This is a genomic window from Nakamurella aerolata, assembly GCF_013002705.1.
Taxonomy (GTDB): domain Bacteria; phylum Actinomycetota; class Actinomycetes; order Mycobacteriales; family Nakamurellaceae; genus Nakamurella; species Nakamurella aerolata.
The window spans coordinates 331,180-349,974 of the sequence record NZ_JABEND010000003.1 but is presented as its reverse complement, the minus strand read 5'-3'; the positions used below and the strand labels follow the sequence as shown (position 1 = coordinate 349,974).

Here is an 18,795-nt window from a genome sequence, read left to right as displayed (position 1 = left end):
ATCGGGTCGCCATCCGTTACCACTGATCCGATCAGAATCCGATCAAGTTCTCTGGCGCCGGGTCACTGCGAGGGCCCGGCCGCCGGCCCGGCCTGCGCACCAAGCTCGGCCTGCGCACCGGGCCCGGCCTGCGCACCAAGCGCGGCCTGAGCACCAAGCAGGCCGTACTCGTCGGCCAAGCGGGCCACCTCGGCGGGGGAGAGATCGAACAGCTCGACACCGTCGTCCGGAGCGGGGACCCGCACCGGGAGCACCGTGGCGATGCCGTTCGCCGCAATGTCGATCACCGCGTAGCCGCTGCCGCGCACGGCGCGTTCCCGGTCACTCGGTGCGGTGACGTCGGTGCTGTTGGCGACGGCGGGCGCCACCGCCACCGTGACCTGACCCACCGTCGTCACCAGGGCGTGGTGAAAGTGCCCGGCCACGACGGTGTGCAGGTCGGTCCCGGTGACCCGGTCCCAGAGTGACTGTGGCTCAAGGAGTTCCAGCGCCGCCAGCAGCGCGGTGCGCGCCGGCACCGGCGGGTGGTGCAACGCCAGCATCGACCCGCGTCGGCTCGGCTCACGCAGTTGCTCCGCGAGAGAGTCCAGCTGTGCGCCGCTCAGCGCCCCGTAGCCACGTCCAGCCACCGTGGTGCTGAGCCGGACGATGCGCAGTCCGCGAATGTCGGTCACCCCGTCGGCCGGGCCGAACACGGTCTCGAAGACCGGGCGGTCGTCATGATTGCCGGTGGTCGCAAGTACCGGGCAGTCCCATTGCGCAGCAACGGCTTCCAGCATCCGACGCAGCGTTCGGTACGACTCGACGGAGCCGTCGTCGGACAGATCGCCGGTAGCGACAATGGCGTCAACGTGGGCCAGTGACGCGGCGTGCGACAGCACCCGTTCCAGGGCGGCGGTGGTGTCGACCTGGTCGCGATGCCAGCGGCCGCCGCCCAGCAGGTGAGTGTCGGACAGCTGCAGGATCCGGACCGGTCGCTGCTCGGCCGGCGGGGTGCTCATCGCCGCAGCGTAGCCAGCCAACCGGCCAGCAGCCGCCAACCCAGCAGGAACAGCGCAAGCACCACCGTCGCCACGATCACGAACGACACCGCCACCCCACGCCCGGTGGCGGCCCGCAGCACCATTCCGACAGCGACCGTCAGCAGCCAGACCGGCCAGCCGGTCGCGACCGACAGTGGCGCGACCCGGCGCAGCAGCAACACCAGTACCCAACCGGCGGCCGCGCCGGTCAAGAACGGCCATGCGGTGCCCAACGCGTCCAGCACCGGATTGCTCTCGCCGTGCGAGGCCCGACCCACCGCGGCGAAGACGACGATCAACACTGCGTCAAGCACGGCGGCGCCCGCCACCGGGATCCGGGCCGGACTGCGCCACCATGACGAGCGAGAGTCGGTCACCGCTTCATTGTGCCGTCGGCACAGCAAACCTCATTGTGCCGTCGGCACAGCAAACGTTGTTCCGCGGCGCAGACAGCTCATTGAGCCGGGACCGTACCGCAGCGGAAATGCCGGGAACGGTCCCGGAACCGTCCCGGAACTGACCCGAAACTGTCCCGGAACTGCCCGAGAACGGTGCGTATCGGACGGTGCCTGGCCGCCGCCGCGGGCGCCGGGTGATCGTCGTCCGGCTCGACAGGCTGACCTGCGCCGGGCTGTCCTATCCTGAATCCATGGAATGGTGGGTATGGGTGATCATCGTGGTGGTTGTGCTGTTGATCATCGCGGGCGTTGTCGGCTACATCCAGGCTCAGCGCCGCCGCGGCGGCGCACTGGTGGTGCAGCCCAAGCGTTCGGGTGGTCGAGGTCAGGGTGATCCGCGATGAGTCAGTTGATGCGGACATCCAGCATGGCCGGGTTGCCGGTGGTCACTTTCGCCGGTGACGCCGTCGCCCAGCTGCGTGACCTGATCTTCTCCGACGGTGGCGGTGAGATCGCCGGCTTCACCTTGGCCGGACGCGGCTTCTTCTCCGGTCCCAAACACACGGTGCTGCCGTGGCGGCAGGTGGTCGGCATCGGCCCCGACGCCGCGGTGATTCGCGCCGAGGACGACCTGGTCGACCGCAAGGTGTACCTGGCCGAGCTGGAGAACAGCGCCGCCGAGCGCGCCGCCCAGCAGACCGCCGGGACGTCGGCGGACGCCCCGGCGACGGTGAGCGGCAACGTGATCGGCTCCACCGTGATGACCGACGCCGGCACCGCGCTTGGCAAGGTGAGCGACGTCGTCGTCGAGATCGGCGCCTTCGGCAGCGGCCAGGCTGACGTGATCGGCTACGAGGTGGAGCAGCCGGGCACCTCCGGCAAGGTGCTGATCCCGTTGCCGGACACCCTTTCCGCCTCCGGCGAGCATGTGATGGTGCCGGCCGCCGTCACCAACTTCCAATCCGACAACCTCGAATCGCTGCAGCGCGCGGTGATCGAGCTGCGTAAGGGGAGCTCTTCGTGAGTGAAGCGATCGGACCTGCCGGCAGCGGCAGCGGCGAACTGAACCAGCCCGCGCCGGGCGTCCGGGTCTCGGACGCGGTGGGCCGCAACGTCGTCAGCACCCAAACCGCCGAAACCCTGGGCCGGGTCAAGCATGTGGTGATCGATCCGGTGGGGCAGCGGGTGGTCGCGCTCGAGCTCGACAAGACCCGCCACTCGGGGCACTTCGTGCACTGGAACGACATCACCGGGTTCGGCGAGGACGCCGTCACCGTTCCCGGCATCGGGCAGATCGTCGAGCCCGACCCGGCTTTGAAGGAGCTCGCCGAGAAGAAGCGGGCGCTGCTGGGCAAGCGGGTGCTCGCCACCGACGGCACCCAGCAGGGCACCTGCAAAGACCTCGAGTTCGACACCGGTTCCGGCGTTGTGCTGTGGCTGCTGCTGGACGACGGTCAGCGCATCCCCGGTGACGCGTTGCTGGGTTCCGGCGACTACGCGGTGATGGTGCGCTCCCCGCAGCACGCCGAGACCGTTGGCGCTGCCGGCTCACCTGGGCGGGAGTCGCAGCAGGACCCGGCCGGCGGTGCATCGGTTGCGCCGCAACAGGTTCAGCAGTCGGGCCAGGATCCGAAGGCCGAATCAACGGTGATGCCGCGGCCCGCCGACCCGCAGCAGCCGTAGCCGGCCGGCAGCAGCCGTAGTCGGCCGGCAGCCAGTACCGGCTGGTCGCCGGGTGACTGCCCGTCGCGGTCACCCGCCGCGCGGCGTCAGGCGGTGACGGTGATGCCGAGCTGGTGATAGCCGGTGGCACCGTCGGGGACGGTGCTGGAGTCCTCGCCGATCTGCGCGGCGCCCTTGCGGTCGATGGCCCGGCACCGCAGCGTGTAGTGGCCGGGTGCGGCGTCCCAGTTGTATACCCACTGCACCCAGGTGTCGACGGACACCGGGCGGGACACCTCGGCGTCCCGCCACGGCCCGTCGTCGATCTGTACCTGCACCCTGGCGATGCCGGTGTGCTGCGCCCAGGCAACTCCGCCCACCCTGACCTGCCCGGCCGACACCGGCTGGTCGCCGGTGGGAATGTCCATCCGGGACGAGAGTTTGATGGGCCCGCGCGCCGACCAGCCGTTGCGCGTCCAGTAGGCCTCGACCTTGTCGAACCGGGTCACCTCCCAGTCGACGACCCACTTGGTAGCCGAGACGAAGCCGTACAGCCCCGGCACCACCATCCGCACCGGGAAGCCGTGCTCCACCGGCAGTGGGGCGCCGTTCATGCCGACCGCAAGCAGTGCGTCCCGGCCGTCGGTCAGCGCCTCCAACGGGGTGGAGCAGGTGAAACCGGTGGCGTCGGCGGACAGCACACAATCGGCCCCCTGCAACGGTTTTGCTTGCCCCAGCAGCTCGTCGATCCTGGCGCCCTGCCACCTGGCGTTGCCGATCAGGTCACCGCCGCGCGGGTTCGACACGCAGGTCAGCGTCACCATCCGCTCCTGCTGCGGACGCGCCAGCAGCGCCGGATAGTCGATGACGATCTCGTTCTCCACCATGCCGTGAATACGCAGCTTCCAGTCGGCGGTGGTCAGCTGCGGCAGGGTGAAGGCGGTGTCGATGCGATAGAAATCCGCGTTCGGGGTGACGTACGAGCTGATTCCGGGAATGTCGTCGAAAGTCCTGACGGCACTTTCGTTCTGCGTCTGCACCTTCGCCGGCAACTGGACAGCCGCTCGCGACTGTTTGGCCGCGGCCGTCGAGGGGATCAGTCGGGAAAGGCCGCCCGCCGCCGCGCCGGCCACGGTGCCGACGCCGGCGGCCCGCAGCGCCTCCCTGCGGGTAGGCAGACCGACATCCGCGACAGCGCCGACGGAGGTGTCAGCGCCGACGGGGGCACCGGCGCCGCCAGGTTCGCCAGCGCCGTCGGGGGTGCCGACGGCAACAGGATCAGGGGCACGCTCGTCCAACGGAGCTGCGGGCGCATCGGCCGAGCGGGGCGGCACGAACCGCAGCAGCCACGCGCCGGCCAGCACCCCGAGGACGAGCGGAAGCAGCTCGCCGGCGCCGATCCCCGGCCTTGACAGGATCGCCCAACCGGCAACCACGGCCAGCACCAGCACCGCGGCGAGGCCCGCCAACCGGTGCACCCTGGTCAGCACCCCCACCAGCGCACCGGCCAGCACCAGGGTGAGGGCCATGCCGGCGCCGAGCGCCAGCTTGTCGGCGGTGCCGAGGGTTTCCTTGGCCCAGTTCGCCAGCCAGCCCGGCGTGACGTCGATGAACGCCTGCCCGAGCGAGCGCAGCGGCGACGCCTCCGGCTCGAACCAGCCGAACCAGTTGCCCAGCGCTGCGATCAACTCAGCGATGCCGATGGCGAGTACAACGGCGGCGACGCCGACAGCGGCCGCGGTCAGCCGGCGCCGCGCGGGTGGCGCGGCGGGCGGACCCTGCCGGTCCGCAGTCACAGTGGCCATACCCCATTGTGAGCGCTGGGATGTCAGCGCGCGCTCGTGATTCCGGGTGGGTTGCGGGTCGGTCATGTCGTCAATCCGGGTCCAGTCGCGGTTTCGGGCCGCTTTTGCGGGGTGAAACCCCTACGCGACCCGGATTGACGACATCGGCCGGCGGAGACCGGAGTTTTCGCGGGCATCTTGCTGGTTCGGAGCCGGCCGGCGCGGGGATGGGGCTGTGCGGCGCCCCGGTGGTTTGAGTTCCGGTGGGTTGAGTTCCGGTGGGTTCAGTTCCGGTGGGGTCAGTCCCGGCCCAGCGGCGTGTCCTCCGGACGCGGGTCGGGCGCGCGGCCGCGCGGCCGCAGCTCCACCATCAGCATCGCCACCAGCATCGCGGCGCCGCCGGCCACGATCCGGCCGGTCAGTGGTTCGTCGAAGAAGCTGACCGCAAACACGGTGGCCCACAACGGCTCGGACGACATGATGATCGCCGCCCGGCTCGGCGCCAGATAGGCCTGCGCCCACGACTGCACCACCATGGCCAGCGCTCCGGACGCCAACGCCATGTACACCAGCGCCAGCCAGGCGCCGGTGGAATGCGGCACCGCAATGCCACCTGGCAGCGCCACCGGTAGCGACACCAGCGCCGTCATGCCCAGCTGCACCACCGACAGCCCGAGCGCATGCTGCGGCCGGGACCAGGCCGACAGCGCCACGATGTGCAGCGCATAGATCAGCGCCGACAGCAGCGTCAGCGACTCCCCGCCGCCCAGCCGCAGCCCGTCGCCCAGCGCCAGGAACGCCAACCCGACGGTGGCCAGCCCGGTGGCCAGCCACACCCTGGCGTCGATCCGGGTGCGCAGCAACACCGCGGCGCACAGCGGGGTGAGCACCACGTACAACCCGGTGATGAACCCGCTGACCGAGGCCGGAGTGGTTTCCACGCCCCACGTCTGGGTCAGCTGGGCCACCCCGTACAGCAGGCCGAGCGCGACGCCACGGCGCAGCGCCGGCGCCGGAAGCGCCCGGACGCTGCGGTGCAGCAGCGCCGCCGTCACCAGCGTGGCGAGCGCAAATCGCACCACCAGAAGGTCCGGTGTGGGAACCTCGTCCAGCACCACCTTGGTGAGCGGGAAGCTCGACCCCCACATGGCGGCGACGGCGAGCAGTGCCAGCGGCGCCAGCACCTGCACCGTCGGGCGCTCGCGGGGTGTGGGGGTTCTCGCCACGACGCACCGCCTCTCTTTCACGCTCGCTCTGGCGGTGCTTGTTGGTGTGTGCCGCTGTCGGTGCGTTCTGGTGTCGGTGTGCTCGGGTGTTGGTGCGCTCGGGTGTTGGTGTGCTCGGTCAAACCCTGCATGCCGACACGCAACCTCGGGCAGGCTATCTTCCGTCTACCCGTCATGACCGGAAGGATGCGAGCGTGGGCCCGCAGGACGAACAGCAGTTCGCCGCCTACGTTGCCGCGCGCCGCGACCAGCTTCGCCGTACCGCGTATCTGCTCTGCCGCGATTGGCACGCCGCCGACGATCTGGTGCAGATCGCGCTGGTCAAGCTGTACAAGGCGTGGGACTCGGTCAGGGACAAGAACGCGCTCGACGCCTTCATGCGGTCGACCATGGCCCGGTCCGTCATCGACGAGAGCCGCCGTCCCTGGCGTCGGGAGAGCAGCGCCGAAGAACTACCGGAACCATCGGCCGGGCAGGTCCCGGCGGCGTCCGCCGGCGCCGATCCGGCGGGGCAGGTCGTCGATCGGCAGGTGATGCAGCAGGCATTGGCGCAGGTACCGCCGGGTCAGCGGGCGGTGCTGGTACTCCGGTTCTACGAGGGTTTGGACGTCGCGGGTACCGCCGCCGCACTGCAGCGATCGGAGGGCAACGTCAAGTCGCAGACCGCCCGCGGCCTGGCAGCGTTGCGGGCGGCGCTGACCGAGTTGGGCGCCGATCCGTCCGGCCTGGCCGGCGTTGCCGGCGAAACCGAGCACTCACAAACCAACGGCCCGCAGCACAGTGGCTTACCGAACCGTGGCCTACCGAACCGTGGCCCCGAGCACCGACAAGGAGGTGACCGATGAACCAGCAGGATCCGCGCGACGGGCGCGGGGCGATGGACCAGCCCACCCAACGGCGCGACGAGCCGGACGTCCAGGACATCTCCCAGGACGAACAACTGTGGCTGCGGCAGGCGTTGGCGTCGGTCGCCGCCGCCGATCGCGCCGACGAGGACGCCGCTGACGGGGTGCCGCCGCCACCGACCCTCGACGCGCTGCTCGCCTCGGTGCGGACGCAGGCCAGAGCCGACAGCTCCGCCGATGCCCGCGCCGAAGCACAGGCTGAGAGCCAGACGCCCGTCGACGAGTTGGCGTCCCGCCGCCACGGCGGTTCCGGAGGGCCGACCGCGCAGGGCACCGGCGGACGCGGCGAAGGACCGGGGGCTCGCACCGCGTGGGCCGAACCGGGTCATGGCGGTGCCACCGTGGCCGCGTCGGGCGCCGACCAGGTGCGGCGGCGACGCTGGCACCGGGTCGGGCAGTGGGGGATGGCCGCGGCCGGCGTAGTGCTGCTTGCCGTCGTGGTCGGCACCATGATCCGCACCGCTGCGCCCACCGGCAGCGACACCTCGGCGGGCTCGATGAACGGCGCGATGGCCACCACCACCTCCCAGACCGAGGTGGCGGGCGGCGCGGCGGACGCCGAGAAGGCGCAGTCCGGCGGTGCGGGAGCGGCCAGTGCCGCGGCGGGTGGTCAGGCCGACGCTGCCGGCGACAGCGGCGTCGCTGCCGCCCCGGCCCCCACCGAGGCGGCGACCGCCTCGGCCACACCCCCCGGTCTCGGCGCGGCGCCGCAGCGGGAAACGCTGGCACAGGCGTCGGCCGGCGCCCCGTCCTCAGGAGCCCAAGGTGCGGCCGGCAGCGGTGCCGCCGGCAGTGCCGGTGCTGCCGCGGCCGCGACCGAGATGTGTTCCTGGCGCGCGCTGCCGACCAGCGTCGACGGCGCCGCCGACACCGCGTTCGGCAAAGGTGTGGTGTCCGGATCGCGCCCGCTGACGGCCCCGTGCCAACCCGGCCAGGTGGGCGGTGCCGTGCTGCCCGCCGCCGACGGCTCCAGAGCCGCCGTGGTGGTTGAGGTGCTCAGCGGCCACCCGGACTGCACGCCGCAGGGCTGCCGCCCGGCCGGCGAGAACCGTTACACCGCACCGGCCGGCGCCGGCGGCGAGCTCAGGGCCTGGGTGAACACCCGCACCTCGCAGGTGATCGTCTCGGCCCCGCCGTCTTTGGGGCTCAGCAGCGATCAACTGCTGGCCTTCGCCGAGTCGGTCGGCGATCAAGTGGGTTGAGCTCGGCGGGTGGGTTGACATCAGGTGGGTCGACGTTCGGCGGGTTGAGATCAGGGCAGCTGGTCGGGATGAACCACACTGATCTCGGTGATGGCCTGCTGCGGAAAGTCCTTGCGGTTGTTGGTGAGAAAGCGGTCGGCGCCGGCGGCGACAGCGGTGGCAAGGTGAGCCGCGTCGGCGGGGCGCAGGCCGTACCGGCTGCCCAGCGCCAGCGCCAGCCGGGCGGTGGGTTCGGTCAACGGGAGCAGCTCCAGCCGGCTGAGCAGGCTGATCAGGGCCGCGGTCTCGGCTGAGTCGGCGTCGGCGCGCAGCGGCTTGGTCAGCACCTCGGGCAGCAGCAGCACCGAACCGACACCAACCGGCCCGGCCGCAGCGCCGGTGTCGGAACCGGGAGCTTTCGCCGGTGCGGTATCGGAAAACAGGGCGCTGACGCGCTCCCCGAGCGGGTGTCCCGCGGTGGCGGCGTAGATCAGCACATCGGCGTCGAAAGCGGTGAGGGGCGTCGTCACCGGGTACGTCCGTTGCGCACGCTCCTGACCAGATCATCGGCGCGAGCACTGCTCAGCGCGGGTGGCTTCAGCGGCTCGGCGCTGGCCGCTGCCAGCCGGGCGCCGATCGCGTCGGCGCTGTCGTACGCCTCCGGAGCCCGGCGCCTGGCCAGGGTCTGGGGATGCACCAGCACGGCAACCACTCGCCCGTGCCGGGTGATCGCCACCTCCGCTCCGGCCTGTACCCGGTCGAGTTGCGCCGGGAGGGTCTGCCGAGCGGTGCTCGCGCTGATCGTCTCCATCCCCTGATTGTACCTTTGTGTACTGTTGCGTACAGGGCTGTACGGAACGGTACGGCGTGGTCAAGGCCGGGGTGATGACAAGGAACGCCCGGCCCGACGGTCACGGCGGACGGGTCGTCCCCAAGGGCAGCGCCGGCCGGGACCGCTGGTGTGCCGCTGGTGGGAGAATGGACAGTCGTGACCGACTCCGCGACGCCTCCCTCCGCCCCGGCTGCCGATGTGAACCGCCCGCCCGCCGACGCGGTGAACGTGCTGGCCGCCCGCTACGCCTCGCCGGCCATGAAGCAGATCTGGTCGGCCGAGAACAAGATCGTGGCAGAGCGCCGGCTGTGGCTGGCGGTGTTGCGGGCCCAGGCCGCCGCCGGGGTGGACACCGATCCCGCCGCCGTGGCCGCGTACCAGCGGGTGATCGATGACGTCGATCTGGCGTCGATCGCGGCGCGGGAACGCGTCACCAAGCACGACGTCAAGGCCCGCATCGAGGAGTTCAACGCACTCGCCGGCCATCAGCTCATCCACCGCGGGATGACCAGCCGTGACCTCACCGAGAACGTCGAGCAGGCGCAGCTGCTGGCCGCGCTGAACCTGGTGCGGGACAAGACCATTGCGCTGCTGGCCCGGCTGGGCACTCGCGCCGCGGAGTATGCCGGATTGGTGATGGCCGGCCGCAGTCACAACGTGCCGGCGCAGGCCACCACGCTGGGCAAGCGGTTCGCCTCGGCCTCCGACGAGGTGCTGATCGCGTTCGAACGGTTGCAGGGTCTGCTCGACCGGTACCCGATGCGCGGCATCAAGGGCCCGGTCGGTACCGGGCAGGACATGCTCGATCTGCTGGGTTCGGCGGATGCGGTCCGTGGGCTGGAAGCGGCTGTGGTGCAGGAGGTCTCCGGCGTCGATCGGGTGCTCGACTCGGTCGGCCAGGTGTACCCGCGCTCGCTCGACTACGACGCGGTGTCCACCCTGGTGCAGCTGGCGGCCGGCCCGGCTTCGCTGGCCACCACCATCCGGCTGATGGCCGGTGCCGAACTGGCCACCGAGGGTTTCCGACCCGGCCAGGTGGGCTCATCGGCCATGCCGCACAAGATGAATGCCCGTTCCTGTGAGCGGGTCTGCGGCATGGCGGTGGTGCTGCGCGGCTACGCCTCGATGGTCGGCGAGCTGGCCGGTGCGCAGTGGAACGAGGGCGACGTCTTCTGTTCCGTTGTGCGCAGGGTGGCGCTGCCGGACGCCTGCTACACCATCGACGGGCTGCTGGAGACCTTCCTGACGGTTCTGGACGATTTCGGCGCCTACCCGGCCGTCATCGAGCGAGAACTGTTGCGTTACCTGCCGTTCCTGGCCAGCACCAAGGTGCTGATCGCCGCCGTGCGGGCCGGCGTTGGCCGGGAGACCGCCCACGAGGCGATCAAGGAACATGCCGTTGCGGTCGCCCTTGAGATGCGCGAGCAGGGCCGCACCGACAACGACCTGATGGACCGGTTGGCCGCCGACGAGCGCATCCCGCTGGACCGCGCGCAGTTGGCGGCGCTGCTGGCGGACCCGTTGTCGTTCACCGGCTTTGCCGGCGACCAGATAGCGGCGGTGACGGGCCGGATCGGCGCGATCACCGCCGAGCACCGGGACGCGGCGGCCTACCGCCCCGGTGACATTCTCTGAGCTGCTGACCGCCGCTGAACTCTCGCGCCCGGTGCCGGGGCGCCGACGTCAGTGCGCGGACCACCCGCCGTCCATCAGGTATGAGCTGCCGGTGACGGAAGCCGCATGGTCGGATGCCAGGAAGGCCACCAACTCGGCGACCTCGTCCGGCTCCACCAGCCGTTTCACCGCCACCGGAGCCAGCATGATCTGCTCGATCACCTCGCTCTCGGCGATGCCGTGCCGGGTGGCCTGCGCGGCGATCTGCTTCTCCACCAACGGAGTTCGCACGTAGGCCGGGTTGACGCAGTTGCTGGTGACGCCGTGCGGGCCGCCCTCGAGCGCGGTCACCTTGCTGAGCCCTTCCATCCCGTGCTTGGCCGCGACGTAGGCGGACTTGAACTCGCTGGCCCGCACCCCGTGCACGCTGGAGATGTTGATCACCCGGCCCCAGCCGCGGGCGTACATGTGCGGCAACGCCCCGCGGATCAGCCGGAACGGGCTGGTCAGCATCAGCGCGATGATCAGGTCGAAGGTGTCCGGCGGGAACTCCTGGATCGGCGCGACATGTTGGATGCCCGCGTTGTTGACCAGCACGTCGGCCGGCTGACTCGCGGCCAGGGCGTCGACCGCGGCCAGGTCCGTCAGGTCGACGGCGACCGGCTCGACCAGGTCGGCCAGCGCCTGCGACTCGCCGGCCAGGTCGGTGCGCAGTGCGGTGAGCCCGCCCGCGTCCCGGTCGACCGCGACCACCGTCATCCCGTCCCTGGCGAACCGGCGCACCACGGCAGCCCCGATACCGCTGGCCGCGCCGGTGACCAGCGCGGTGCGGCCCGCTGCTGACGAGGTGTCGGTGGGCTGGGATGCGCTCATCGACCCAGCCTAGATCCGTTGCGGCGCTGCGGCTCAGGCCAGCCCGCGCACCCGGAACTGCATGGCGTGGTAGACGTCGTTGGTGCTGGTGTTCCATTGGCTGACGATCAGATGCAGATCGGACAGCGTCGAGCCGGGCACGATGTAACCGCCGTACAGCTGGGCAACGTGGGTGGCGTCTTCCGCGCCCCAGGCGCCGCCGTAGATGAGCGTCGTCTTCGGCGCCGTGTACAGGTTGTCCGTCGGGGTGTTCAGCACCATGGCGTCGATGCGGTAGTCGCCGGCGTTGAACCAGGTGAGCACCCACTTGCCGCCGATCGGTCGCAGGCACATCTCGCCGAACTTGCCGCCGAGCACCTCGGTGGACGGGTTGCCCCAGGCCCACGAGCCGTTGAAACCCCATGGCTGGTAGGCGTTGGCGTCGGCGATGGCGTTGCTGGGTACCCGGTACAGCCGCAGTCCCTTGTCGCGCTGGAACCCGGTGCTGTACAGGTAGACGTAGCCGTCGTTGCCCAGGCCCCAGGTGATCAGCTGGAAGCCGCCGCCGTCCTTGTCGCCGGGGAACTTGACGCCGGTGTGGGTCCAACTGGCCCCGGAGTCGGTGGACTGCCAGATCTCGGTCCAGCGCACCTGCCCGAACGTCGGGCCGTTGACGATGGCCTGCAGGTACATGGTGTTGCCGACGGTGATCACGTCGGAGGGGATCACCGTGGCGTAGTACGAATCGTGCGGGTAGTACCAGAGTTGTTGTGCCACATTGCCGTTGCCGGCGTTGGCGCCCACCGCGCCGTCGAAGCTGATGCCGGCGGCAACGTTGCTGGTGGAGGAGAACAGGCCGACGGGTGAGCGCCAGTTGCTGCCGCCGAGCCGATCGGCCCAGGTGTCGCCGAACAGGTACAGCACCCTGCCGTTGGGGCAGCGCGCCGGGATGCCGAGGTCGGTGGCGCCGACGCCGAACTGGACCGGGCTTTGGGTGCCGGCCAGGTTCTTGATCTTGCTGACGACGGGTGCGGCGCTGGCGGTGCCGGCCAGCGGGCCGGCACCGAGCGCAGCCGCCGCGAGGCCGCCGGCCCCGATCGCGGTGCCGCGGAGCAGGCCTCGGCGGCTCAGGCCGCCGGGGTGCTGCTGACCGGCGTCCTGCTGAGCAGCGCCGTGCCGAACGGCGGTGGGGTCGATCGGCTGGGGGTTGGTCGGGTGGGCAGTCATGACGGGCTCCTGACGTCGATGGCAGTAGCAACACCGGCCGCAGCGCCGGCGCTGCTGATGTGAGAAATCGATTCCGGGCTCGGTTCTGTTCCTACCACGGGCCGCGGTCGGCCGGAAGTACCCAGCGGCGTGCCGGGCGGATTGCGGCCACTGCGATGAGCCGCCGCCGGCGGCAGCTGAGCGGTTCCTAGCGCTGGCACTAGATTTGCGGCATGGACTTCTTCGCCGCCGAGTCCCACGGGTTTGCGCGGGTCGCGGCCTGCACCATGCCGCAGACCATCGCCGATCCCGCCGGCAATGCCTCGGCCATCATCGCCCAGCTCAACGAGTTGGCTCCCAGCCGGGTGACGCTCGCGGTGTTCCCGGAGCTGGCGTTGTCCGGCTACGCGATCGACGATCTGCTGTTGCAGGACGCGGTGCTGGATCAGGTGGAGGCGGCGATCGGGACTCTGGCCGCGGCAAGCCTGCAGCTGGAACCGGTGATCGTGGTCGGCGCGCCGCTGCGGCACCGGCACCGGCTGTACAACTGCGCCGTGGTGATTCACCGGGGCCGGGTGCTCGGGGTGGCGCCGAAGTCGTACCTGCCGAACTACCGGGAGTTCTACGAGAAGCGGCATTTCGCCGCCGGCGACGAACTCAGCGGCGAGACCATCACGCTGTCGGTGCCGCTGCCGCATCCGGTGATGGACGGGCCGGGGGAGACGGCCGAGGAGATCCCGTTCGGGCCTGACCTGTTGTTCCGTTCCGTCGACGTACCAGGGTTCACCTTCTTCGCCGAGGTGTGCGAGGACATGTGGGTGCCGGTGCCGCCGAGCGCCGAGGCGGCGCTGGCCGGGGCGACGGTGCTGCTGAACCTGTCCGGCAGTCCGATCACCGTGGCGCGTGCGGAAGACCGGAAGTTGTTGTGCCGCTCGGCATCCGCCCGTTGCCTTGCCGCCTATGTGTACTCCGCCGCCGGCGCGGGTGAGTCCAGCACCGACCTGTCGTGGGACGGCCAGACCATGGTCTACGAGTGCGGCGATCTGCTCGGCGAGACCGATCGCTTCCCGGACGGACCGCGCGCCACCGTGGTCGACGTCGACCTCGACCGGATCCGGCAGGATCGGTTGCGGCAGGGCTCTTTCGACGACAATGCCCGCCAGCTCGCCGGCCGCTTGGTGTTCCGCACCGTCGAGTTCGACCTCGGACGCAAGCCGTTCTCGCTGCTGACGCCGCAGCAGGAGCCGGCCGACACAGAGCTGTTGCGCCCGCTCGACCGGTTCCCGTTCGTGCCCAACGATCCGCAGCGGTTGGCGCTGGATTGCTACGAGGCCTACAACATTCAGGTGTACGGCCTGGCGCGCCGGCTGGAGTCCATCGGCAAGCCGACCGTGGTGATCGGGGTGTCCGGTGGATTGGACTCCACCCACGCCCTGATCGTCGCGGCCAGGGCGATGGACCAGCTGGGGCGCCCGCGCAGCGACATTCTGGCCTACACCTTGCCGGGGTTCGCCACCAGCGAGCACACCAAGAACAACGCAACCCGGTTGTGCGCCGCCCTCGGGGTGAGCTTCGCCGAGATCGACATCCGGCCCGCCGCCGAGCAGATGCTGCGGGACATCGGGCACCCGTTCGCCGACGGGAAACCGGTGTACGACACCACCTTCGAGAACGTGCAGGCCGGCCTGCGCACCGACTACCTGTTCCGCATCGCCGGGCACCGCGGCGGCATCGTGCTCGGTACCGGCGACCTGTCGGAGCTGGCGCTGGGCTGGTGCACCTACGGAGTTGGCGACCAGATGTCGCACTACGGCGTCAACGCCGGAGTGCCGAAAACCCTTATCCAGCACCTGATCCGGTGGGTGATCAGCGAGCGGCTGTTCTCCGACGAGGCCGGCGAGATCCTGGAATCCATTCTGAACACCGAGATTTCGCCGGAGCTGGTGCCGGCCACCGACGGTGCACAGCCGCAGAGCACCCAGGCGGTCATCGGCCCGTACAACCTGCAGGACTTCACCCTCTACTACGTGCTGCGGTACGGCTTCCGGCCGTCCAAGATCGCCTACCTGGCCTGGCAGGCCTGGCACGATGCCGAGGCCGGCGAGTGGCCGCCCGGCTACGGCGGTGCGGAGCGTCCCGCCTACACCCTCGCCGAGATCAAACACTGGATGGAGGTGTTCCTGCGTCGGTTCTTCGCCTTCAGTCAGTTCAAGCGCTCGGCATTGCCCAACGGTCCCAAGGTGTCTGCCGGCGGGTCGCTGTCGCCGCGCGGCGACTGGCGGGCCCCGTCCGACGGCACCGCCACCGCCTGGCTGGCCGACTGGGAGCGCATCCCGGGCTGAGACTGGCCTCGCCGTTCCCATCGCAGAACGCGCCCGTTGTGCGCAAACGCGCCTGTTGCAACGGGCGCGTTTGGCTACAACGGGCTCGTTTGTGGTGACGACAGCGAATCGCCTGCGTACGCTACCGAGATGGTGACCGACGGCGTTCCTGGGCTGACCATCGTGCCAGCCAACGAGGCGAGCTGGTCCGATCTGCAGACGGTGTTCGGCACGCGCGGCGATGCGGCCCGGTGCTGGTGTCAACGCCTACGGATGGATCCGGGTGAGACCTGGAACTCGGAAGGCCCCGACGAACTCGCCGCGCGCCTTGCCGACCAGACGGCCTGCGGGCAACCGGACGCCGCCACCACCTCAGGCCTGGTTGCCTATCTCGACGGTGAGCCGGCCGGCTGGTGCGCGGTCGCCCCACGACCGGCTCACCCGCGCATGCTGCGCAACAACCGCGTGCCGTGGGACGGCCGCGATGAGGACAAGCAGGACGCCGGAGTCTGGGCGTTGACCTGCTTCGTGACCCGGGTCGGCTATCGGGGCCGCGGCATCAGCCATGCACTGGCCGGCGCCGCCGTCGAATTCGCCAGGGCCAGCGGCGCGCGAGCCATCGAGGGCTATCCCGATCTCGTCGAGGGCGGTTATGTCGGTACCCGGGACACCTTCGCGCAAGCGGGCTTCACCGAGGTTCACCAGCCGACTAAGCGCAAAGTTGTGATGCGCGTGGACTTCTGAGCCGACCGGCCGTGCCCTTCCACCACGCCGTGCCCTTCCACCACGCCGTGCCCTTCCACCACGCCGTGCCCTTCCACCAGGAGCGTCATGTCCACCCAGCGGACAGCCAGCCATCCCGACCAGTGGCCCGAAACCGCCCGCTACCGCGGCGATCAGCTGAGCCGGATCGCCTTACCGGTCGGCGGTATCGGCACCGGCGCGATCGGCTTCGGCGGCCGCGGCCAGTTCCTGGACTGGGAGATCTTCGGCCGGCCGGCGAAGGGGTTCAGCCCGCGCACCTTTGCGGCCATCTCGGTGGCGCCGGTCGCTTCCGGCCAGGCCGGGCACCAGGGTGACGGCCGGGTCAGCCGGGTGCTGGAGGGCCCGTTGACGGCGCTGGAACGCTGGGGCGCCGACGGCAGTCGCAGCCCGGCCGCCGGGCTGCCGCGGTTCTCCGAAGCCGAGTTCATCGCCGGCTACCCGTTCGGCCGCGTCCGGCTCACCGACCCTGAGCTGCCCATCGACGTCACCGTCGGGGCGTTCAACCCGCTGGTTCCCGGCGACAGCGACGCCAGCGGCTGGCCGGTGGCCGTGTATCGGGTCGGCGTTCGCAACCCTGGCGCCGTCAGCCAGCAGGTCTCGGTCGCGTTGTCGGTGCGAAACCCGTTGGGTGCGGGCGCCGATGGACAATTGCCCGACGCCGCGCCGGTGCTGCGGCACCAGCGGCTCGACGGGGCGGATGTGCTGGTGGCGAGCGGTCCGCCGGAAAGCCCGCTGGAGTCGGCAGGCACCCTTGCCGTCGCCGCCGTCGGCGGCGCCAGCTCCCGCACCGGCTACTGGCGGCGGTTCGCCGGCTTCAGCTACGACCTGCTGGAGTTCTGGGACGAGTTCGCCGGCACCGGGCAGGTCAGCGAACCCGCGTTGGCAGGTGGCTGCGAGCCCGCGCCGACCGGAACCGTGGTGATCACCCGGGACGTCCCGCCCGGCGGGGAGAGCGTGCTGGAGTTCGTCATCGCCTGGCACGTCCCGCAGCGCCGGGTCTGGGGCGACAGCGACGCCGTCGCCGCCGAGCCGGTCGGCAACTACTACGCCGGACTCGGCGCCGACGCCGCAGCGGTACTTGCCCGCTTTCTGCCGCAGCTGCCGCAGCTGGAAACGGCGACAACGGAGTTCGTCACCGGCGTTGTCGGCGGTGGCGTGCCGCGGGTGGTCGCGGACGCCGCACTCAGCTCGCTGGCGGTGCTGCGCTCGCCCACCTGCTTCCGCATCGGCGACGGGCGCTTCTACGGCTGGGAAGGCGTGTGGGACGGCTCCGGCAGCTGCTTCGGCAACTGCACGCACGTTTGGAACTACCAGTACGCGGTGGAGGACCTGTTCGGCGACCTGGCGTGGAGCATGCGGCGCACCGAGTTCGTCGACAGCCTTGACGACGCGGGCCTGATGAGCTTCCGGGCCGCGCTGCCGCCCAGCCGCGGTACCGCATGGCGGGTGGCGGCCGCCGATGGGCAGTGGGGCAGCGTTGTGCGGCTGCTGCGCACCTGGCGCACCACCGGTGACGACGCGCAGTTGCGCGAGCTGTGGCCCGGGGTGCGGCGAGCGCTGGAGTACAGCTGGCAGCCCGGCGGCTGGGACGCCGACCGGGACGGGCTGATGGAGGGCTGCCAGCACAACACCATGGACGTGGAGTACTACGGGCCGTCCGGTTACGTGCAGTCGTGGTACCTGGGTGGCCTGGCCGCCGCGGCGCAGCTGGCGGAAGCGGTGGGCGACAACGACTGTGCCAACACCTGCCGGCGGCTGCTGGCCGCCGGCGCGGCGGCCACCGACCGCGAGCTGTTCACCGGCGAGTACTACGCCCAGCGGGTGATCCGCCCCGACGGCGAGCCGGCCGCCGGGGTGCGTGACCCGCGCAACCACGTCGCCGAGCTCGACCCGGGCGACGGCACCGAGCCGGAAGTGTTGCGGCAGTTGGGTTCCGGCTGCGGCGCCGATCAACTGGCGGGGGTGTACCAGGCGCAGCTGTCCGGCCTGTCGGTGCCGCTGGCGGCAGGCAACCTGGCGGCGGCGATCGACGCGGTGCTGCGGTACAACTGGCTGCCGGACGCCGGCCGGAGGCCGAACGACCGGCGCAGCTATGCCAGCTCGGGGGACTCCGGCCTGGTGAATGCCAGCTACCCCAACGGGAATCGCCCTGCGCACCCGTTCCCGTACTGGGCGGAAACCTGGACAGGGATCGAGTACACCGCGGCCATCGGCCTGGCGCTGCAGGGCCGGTTGGCCGACGCCGAACAGGTGGTGGCGGCGGTGCGGGCGCGCCACGACGGGCGGGCCAGGAACCCGTTCTCGGAACCCGAATGCGGTCACCACTACGCGCGCAGCATGGCGGCCTGGGGGCTGCTCGCGGCCTGGCAGCACCAGCACCGGAGCGCGCCGGCTCACGGCGGCGGCAACGCGGACAGCGCCGCCAGCGCGGCCGGGTCGTCCGGCTGAATCGGATCGTCCAGCGTCGCTCGATTACGGCTGGTGTGCCCGCATGCGGTGCAGCGGTGCACGATCACCCAGCCCTTCGCCGCATGGTCGAGCGCCACCGGTGCCATCGGGCCGCCGCAGGCTGCCGCCCGGTCGCCGGGAAACACGTCGACGTGCCGCGACCACAGGCAGCGCGGGCAGTGATTACGGAAGCTGCCGGTGGCACTGGGGGACACCGCGGCACCGCAGTGCAGGCAGGTGAAGGAAACATTCTCGGCACGCCGAGAACTGGTGCGGGACAAGGTCTGCTCCACATCGCCGAATCCGAGGGATCGACGTGCGAGCAGGGTTGCGTTGGTTCTTGGGAGTGCGGGCTGGGCGGAGCGAGGGACACGATTCACCGCCGGCCCCGTTGACCGGGGCCTTGCGCGATTACTTCCGGTTCCTGCTTCACTGCATCGGGTCGGCCATCGTGACCGGTTGGATGCGGATCCGGACCTCGACCAGGTTCCCTGGCCACTGTCACCTAGACGACTCCGCTGTGACCGCGGGCGCCGCCATGGTGCCACCGGTAGGTGTTCGCTCCGCCGCACCGGCTGG

Annotated in this window: 17 protein-coding genes and 1 pseudogene; 9 read left to right on the top strand and 9 right to left on the bottom strand. The window is 70.7% G+C overall.

From position 1 onward, the window contains the following. Window positions 1-62: 62 nt before the first annotated feature. A complete protein-coding gene (locus tag HKD39_RS07660; protein ID WP_171199255.1) occupies window positions 63-1,001 on the bottom strand; it encodes a metallophosphoesterase in 939 nt (312 codons plus the stop codon). Continuing rightward, entirely contained in the window at window positions 998-1,399 is a 402-nt protein-coding gene (locus tag HKD39_RS07655) for a DUF3054 domain-containing protein (RefSeq protein ID WP_343074634.1), read from the bottom strand. Before HKD39_RS07655 ends, HKD39_RS07660 begins: the two co-directional genes overlap by 4 nt. A gap of 188 nt (window positions 1,400-1,587) precedes the next feature. Here HKD39_RS07655 and HKD39_RS07650 point away from each other — a divergent pair, with 188 nt between their 5' ends. Genes HKD39_RS07650 through HKD39_RS07640 form a run of 3 tightly spaced genes read left to right on the top strand, consistent with a single transcriptional unit; the run spans window position 1,588 to window position 3,103 of the window. Further along, window positions 1,588-1,824, top strand: coding sequence for a hypothetical protein (locus tag HKD39_RS07650; RefSeq protein WP_171199008.1), 237 nt, complete (start codon window positions 1,588-1,590; stop codon window positions 1,822-1,824). Further along, window positions 1,821-2,444, top strand: coding sequence for a PRC-barrel domain-containing protein (locus tag HKD39_RS07645; protein ID WP_171199254.1), 624 nt, complete (start codon window positions 1,821-1,823; stop codon window positions 2,442-2,444). Before HKD39_RS07650 ends, HKD39_RS07645 begins: the two co-directional genes overlap by 4 nt. Further along, window positions 2,441-3,103 (top strand): PRC-barrel domain-containing protein, encoded by a 663-nt coding sequence (locus HKD39_RS07640; protein WP_171199253.1) that lies wholly within the window; start codon window positions 2,441-2,443, stop codon window positions 3,101-3,103. Before HKD39_RS07645 ends, HKD39_RS07640 begins: the two co-directional genes overlap by 4 nt. Before the next feature lie 86 nt (window positions 3,104-3,189). Here the strand turns inward: HKD39_RS07640 and HKD39_RS07635 are convergent, their stop codons facing one another. Both HKD39_RS07635 and HKD39_RS07630 read right to left on the bottom strand, forming a co-directional pair. Further along, complete coding sequence (locus tag HKD39_RS07635) at window positions 3,190-4,887, bottom strand: molybdopterin-dependent oxidoreductase (RefSeq protein ID WP_171199252.1); 1,698 nt, start codon at window positions 4,885-4,887, stop codon at window positions 3,190-3,192. 278 nt (window positions 4,888-5,165) lie between these two features. After that, window positions 5,166-6,092, bottom strand: a complete 927-nt coding sequence (locus HKD39_RS07630) for a DMT family transporter (RefSeq protein WP_212754190.1) — start codon at window positions 6,090-6,092, stop codon at window positions 5,166-5,168. A gap of 194 nt (window positions 6,093-6,286) precedes the next feature. On the opposite strand from HKD39_RS07630, the pseudogene HKD39_RS07625 reads away from it, so the two are divergent. Together HKD39_RS07625 and HKD39_RS07620 are read left to right on the top strand one after the other, a co-directional pair. Further along, a pseudogene (locus tag HKD39_RS07625) lies at window positions 6,287-6,790 on the top strand (SigE family RNA polymerase sigma factor); the annotation flags it as partial. A 143-nt stretch (window positions 6,791-6,933) separates the two neighbouring features. After that, window positions 6,934-8,199, top strand: coding sequence for a hypothetical protein (locus HKD39_RS07620; protein ID WP_171199250.1), 1,266 nt, complete (start codon window positions 6,934-6,936; stop codon window positions 8,197-8,199). Between the two features lie 50 nt (window positions 8,200-8,249). On the opposite strand, the gene HKD39_RS19440 is transcribed toward HKD39_RS07620, so the two are convergent. Both HKD39_RS19440 and HKD39_RS07610 read right to left on the bottom strand, forming a co-directional pair. Further along, window positions 8,250-8,708, bottom strand: coding sequence for a PIN domain-containing protein (locus tag HKD39_RS19440; RefSeq protein WP_171199249.1), 459 nt, complete (start codon window positions 8,706-8,708; stop codon window positions 8,250-8,252). Continuing rightward, window positions 8,705-8,989, bottom strand: a complete 285-nt coding sequence (locus tag HKD39_RS07610; protein WP_171199248.1) for a type II toxin-antitoxin system Phd/YefM family antitoxin — start codon at window positions 8,987-8,989, stop codon at window positions 8,705-8,707. The genes HKD39_RS19440 and HKD39_RS07610 overlap by 4 nt, the downstream gene beginning before the upstream one ends. Before the next feature lie 279 nt (window positions 8,990-9,268). Between HKD39_RS07610 and purB the strand changes: the two genes are divergently transcribed. Beyond that, on the top strand, window positions 9,269-10,645 hold the full coding sequence (gene purB, locus HKD39_RS07605; RefSeq protein WP_171199443.1) for an adenylosuccinate lyase: 1,377 nt from the start codon (window positions 9,269-9,271) through the stop codon (window positions 10,643-10,645). Window positions 10,646-10,693: 48 nt separating this feature from the next. Here purB and HKD39_RS07600 read toward each other — a convergent pair whose 3' ends face one another. After that, window positions 10,694-11,497: a 3-hydroxybutyrate dehydrogenase gene (locus HKD39_RS07600; RefSeq protein ID WP_171199247.1), complete on the bottom strand. Its 804-nt coding sequence runs from the start codon at window positions 11,495-11,497 to the stop codon at window positions 10,694-10,696. Window positions 11,498-11,530: 33 nt separating this feature from the next. After that, a complete protein-coding gene (locus HKD39_RS07595; protein ID WP_171199246.1) occupies window positions 11,531-12,703 on the bottom strand; it encodes a glycoside hydrolase family 183 protein in 1,173 nt (390 codons plus the stop codon). 212 nt (window positions 12,704-12,915) lie between these two features. Here HKD39_RS07595 and HKD39_RS07590 point away from each other — a divergent pair, with 212 nt between their 5' ends. From HKD39_RS07590 to HKD39_RS07580, 3 genes are all read left to right on the top strand, one after another. Then, window positions 12,916-15,024 carry an NAD(+) synthase gene (locus tag HKD39_RS07590; protein ID WP_171199245.1) on the top strand — a complete coding sequence of 703 codons (2,109 nt, stop codon included), beginning with the start codon at window positions 12,916-12,918 and terminating at the stop codon, window positions 15,022-15,024. A gap of 129 nt (window positions 15,025-15,153) precedes the next feature. After that, window positions 15,154-15,747 carry a GNAT family N-acetyltransferase gene (locus HKD39_RS07585; protein WP_171199244.1) on the top strand — a complete coding sequence of 198 codons (594 nt, stop codon included), beginning with the start codon at window positions 15,154-15,156 and terminating at the stop codon, window positions 15,745-15,747. A gap of 87 nt (window positions 15,748-15,834) precedes the next feature. Next, window positions 15,835-18,216 carry a GH116 family glycosyl-hydrolase gene (locus tag HKD39_RS07580; RefSeq protein ID WP_171199243.1) on the top strand — a complete coding sequence of 794 codons (2,382 nt, stop codon included), beginning with the start codon at window positions 15,835-15,837 and terminating at the stop codon, window positions 18,214-18,216. Here HKD39_RS07580 and HKD39_RS20405 read toward each other — a convergent pair. Then, window positions 18,162-18,509: an RNHCP domain-containing protein gene (locus HKD39_RS20405; protein ID WP_212754188.1), complete on the bottom strand. Its 348-nt coding sequence runs from the start codon at window positions 18,507-18,509 to the stop codon at window positions 18,162-18,164. The two genes, HKD39_RS07580 and HKD39_RS20405, sit on opposite strands and share 55 nt — an antisense overlap. Window positions 18,510-18,795: the final 286 nt, after the last annotated feature.